Origin of the sequence: Shewanella sp. 11B5 (genome assembly GCF_002836795.1) — a bacterium.
GTDB lineage: Bacteria > Pseudomonadota > Gammaproteobacteria > Enterobacterales > Shewanellaceae > Shewanella > Shewanella frigidimarina.
Window position 1 is genome coordinate 1 of record NZ_PJAP01000857.1, and the last position, 3561, is coordinate 3561.

At 38.7% G+C, this 3561-nt stretch carries 2 protein-coding genes and 2 pseudogenes; 2 read left to right on the forward strand and 2 right to left on the reverse strand.

The window, feature by feature from the left end; genetic code table 11:
• The coding region (locus tag CXF78_RS17205; RefSeq protein ID WP_102037446.1) for a trimeric intracellular cation channel family protein at nucleotides 1-454 on the reverse strand (454 nt) is incomplete at its 3' end.
• A gap of 303 nt (nucleotides 455-757) precedes the next feature.
• Here CXF78_RS17205 and CXF78_RS21910 point away from each other — a divergent pair.
• Nucleotides 758-984, forward strand: a pseudogene (locus CXF78_RS21910) (IS110 family transposase); the annotation flags it as partial.
• A 460-nt stretch (nucleotides 985-1444) separates the two neighbouring features.
• On the forward strand, nucleotides 1445-2884 hold the full coding sequence (locus CXF78_RS17210; protein WP_102037447.1) for an OmpA family protein: 1440 nt from the start codon (nucleotides 1445-1447) through the stop codon (nucleotides 2882-2884).
• A gap of 406 nt (nucleotides 2885-3290) precedes the next feature.
• Here CXF78_RS17210 and CXF78_RS21535 read toward each other — a convergent pair.
• A pseudogene (locus CXF78_RS21535) lies at nucleotides 3291-3561 on the reverse strand (hypothetical protein); the annotation flags it as partial.

The following is a 3561-nucleotide window of genomic DNA, read 5'->3' on the forward strand; positions in this document are numbered from 1 at the left end:
GCTCTTTCTTAAAAATCAGTGGCACTTGATTGCATAAAACATCACGAATAACGCCGCCAAAAACACCAGTCACGACCCCCATGGCAATGGCTATCTCAATGCTATAACCCAGCATTAAGGTTTTCTGCGCTCCAACAACAGAAAATACCGCCAGACCAAGAGCGTCAATAGCCAGAAATAATCGTGATAAGTAACGCATTAACGGTGCAATCATCACTGTTAGGAGTGATGCCGCCGCAACAGCTAACAAATAATGTGCATTTTCAACCCATATTAGGGGATAGTTACCCAAAAGCATGTCACGCAGAGTGCCACCACCAATCGCGGTCACACAACCAATAATCACCACACCAAAAAGGTCCATCTGTTTTTTGCCTGCGGCCAGGGCGCCTGTCATCGCTTCAGCTAATACACCGATGAACCACAAAATACTGATTACTTTTACTTCTAACATAAGATAATTCTAGCTAACCAAAAGGAAGCTGATTCTGCCCGTATCTCAACATAAAATACAGCGATAAATATTATTTATCACATTAATTAATCTAATGTATATATTATTATTTTTTGACTGTAACTCATTTGATTTAGGAGCTTTTGAAAATTAATGAATAGTTTTAATAATTTATAAAATCAGTAATACCTCTTTATAGCGGCTTGACTGGAAAATAACTAATGATGAGATGGACAATCTCGAATACGGTGTCAATGCACCAAACTGATGTTGAACCATACCGTTACTTAAGGAGCGTTCACCATGAAAATTATCACTATTGCGATTGATTTGATAAAAATGTATTTCAAATCCTTGGAATGAATTGCCATGTAAAGCTAGTCTTCAATAAGCGTTAAAATCGCACTCAACAGACCGAGTCTATGCTGTAACAATCCCATTATGATGTCATCTTAGAGGCCTGTTATTCATCTGATTGCTGGGAATGTAAGTTTATCGCGATGAGATACAACGTTAAGCCCATTCCTGCCTAGCATGTCGATCTGTTCGTGCGAGGCAGTAAAATAACAGTGAAATACTTAAAGATAGGAGGACCTAAATTCGCGGCATATAAACCCATGTCATTTTGTGCGTTAAAATCACGCACTATTTTTATGTACTGATTAAAAAACAAAATTTATTATCTAATTCAATTTTCTTAACCCTATTCATCACTAATTAACAATTGTTATTACCTAAACAAGTATTTGATCACGTCGTTATCATTCATAATGTATTTCCCGCTGCCACCCAAATATTCATACAGATCTATTGCCTACCAACAACCACATACCTTTAGGTGTATCGCGAGGACAAAAAACATCAAAAGTAATAATCACTCTGTAATTCTAATAGCAATTCATTTACACCCTAGTGATGTTTGAATATCTTATGGGGACTTAATGTTTTTTCTCAATATTACTGGATACTTTATTTCAACAGGGAGTTGATATGTTAAAACCCGCGCTAATGTCATTAGCCATTATCATTGCGGCGATGCCAGCGATGAATGCCTATTCGGCAACATCACAAGAATTATTTTCTGAGCCCAAAGAGGTAAAAGACACAAAAAGTGAACTTAGACACTTCACGCCGGTGCAATTGATCACGGCAATTGATGACAAAAACATTCAGTCAAAAGAAGTAAGAGGTAAACTGACTAGAACCAACTATGAGCTATCGCCGTCTTATACGCCGGCTCATTTAATCAATAACTATAAAAAACAGCTTAACGCGCTCAATGCCGAGATCATTTTTGAATGTGAACAAGCAAGTTGTGGTGATGAACGTAAGCTATCTTCATTTATCTCGCCTTTGACAAATATTTCCAGTAGCTTGCCATCATTAATAACAGCACATATTACCCTGCCTAAAAAACAAGTTTATGTGTCGATATATGCGATTAGCTGGCAGAATGCTACCAATTTAGAATTGGATATTATAGAAGTCATCGCTGAGCCATTAGATTTGGTGGCCACTAATCAAAGTTATTTATCACAAGCTGTGAGTGAAATAACGGTTAAAGACAATAGCGATAAAGATACTAAAAACTCGGCTGACCACCCAATGCTTAGCAGAGTCGCTGGAGCTTACATACAGGAATATATGACTCATGGCTTTAACCAAACCATGGTACTTGCTGGAGATAACTATAAAACGTTGGAACTGGAAGGGAAAGTTACCGATATTACATACATATTGCCACGTACTTACTCAGAATTTGAGATTGATGCAAACTACCATAACGCATTAACCAAGCTTGGCTTTACGGAAGTTTATACCTGTTTAGGGAAGGCGTGCGGAAACGAAGATACATTAGAAACTAAGATAGCATTACATTCAGCAATTGGTCGCGAAGAAAACCAATTTTATAGACTCTATAAGTTAGAAAGAGCTGAAGGTGATGTTTACGCTATGGTTTACGTTATTGGGTTTTCAGGGCGATTATCCGCTGAAATCCGAATCATTGAAGAAACCACGTTAAACAATAATCGTGTGGGTATTGATTTGCAAGGCTTAACCGATGAGATAGCCAAAACAGGCCATGTGGCACTAGACGGTTTGTTGTTTAAATATGATAGCGATGAATTACTGCCAGAAGCTTATCCGATTGTAGAAGTGGTTGCTCAATACCTACAAACACACCCTAAACAGCTGTTTTATGTTGTAGGACACTCAGACGACCAGGGCTCGCAAGCTTATAACCAAACCTTGTCAGAAAAACGCGCGACTGCAATTAAAACCCGTTTGATCAAACAGTTCTCTATTTCTGCACAACAAGTTGAAGCCAAAGGGGTTGGTGAGTACTCGCCTATTGCCAATAATCTTGATGAAGCGGGCCAGAAACAAAACCGCCGCGTTGAGTTAGTGATACGTTCAGATAATAAATAACCTCTGCTACGGATAATAGATAATTATCTCTGTAGTGGAGAAGTAATAATAGAAAGGTAGCCTAGGCTACCTTTCTATTAACTAAGAACATTTTACTTACCAGGCACAAGGTTAATACGTAGTCTGTATTTAGTCCCGAATTTGGTTCTTAACTCAGCCCTTAACTCAATCCTTAACTCTTAACTCTTAACTCTTAACTCTTAACTCTTAACTCATTATTGTGATTAACGCTGAAGCGTTAATCACAATAATATCCATCAGATTGACAATAAAACTCCGGTAATAAACCAGCAATATTCCAGTCGTACCAATGACAATATTTCGTCATTGGTACTACTGAGTCTAAGTCTGAATTAACAGGTAACTACGCCATAAGTTAGCCAGTGTTACTCGGCTCGGCAGGTGGTTATTTGCAATATTTTACGTTGGCCGCTTTGGCGTGCTCAAGCAAGCATGTATCGCCATGAATAAGCAGCTGCACACTCTCTGGCATCACGATTGAGCGCCCCATTAATAAACGACCATTAGTGTCTTTGTGCATTGCAGGTTCAATAGACAAGACACTGGTGTCTGTAAACGCGCTTTGAGCAATCATCACATGGTCTGTATTCAACAAACTGGCAATAGCCGCTTGTAGTTCATCCACACTGACACTATTTGGGGACGTGATTAGCGCA

What these genes read in the sequence shown, in the direction of transcription:
- CXF78_RS17210 (WP_102037447.1), top strand. Translation starts at nt 1,445, where the DNA reads ATGTTAAAACCCGCGCTAATGTCATTAGCCATTATCATTGCGGCGATG.